Genomic DNA, 232 nt, shown 5'->3' on the forward strand with positions numbered 1-232 from the left:
CGGGCCTGAGTTTCAAGCTGATCGTGCCGGTGCTGGTTGCCGGCGTGATCGCGGTCGGTTCGATCGCCGCGTTCCAGGACAAGATTTGCCAGCCCGAAGTGCAGTGGCCGCTGATGCACGACTATCAGAAGCACCGCATCTGCACGCTGCTCGATCCAACCTCCGATCCGCTCGGCAAGGGCTTTCACACGATCCAGGCAGTGATTGCAATCGGCTCGGGCGGGCCGCTCGG

At 63.4% G+C, this 232-nt stretch carries 1 protein-coding gene; it reads left to right on the forward strand.

What is annotated here, in order from left to right; translation table 11 throughout:
• On the forward strand, window positions 1-232 hold a 232-nt coding region (locus SB764_RS44990), incomplete at both ends, for an FtsW/RodA/SpoVE family cell cycle protein (RefSeq protein WP_410867434.1).

Origin of the sequence: Paraburkholderia sp. SIMBA_027, assembly GCF_046535315.1 — a bacterium.
Lineage (GTDB): Bacteria > Pseudomonadota > Gammaproteobacteria > Burkholderiales > Burkholderiaceae > Paraburkholderia > Paraburkholderia tropica.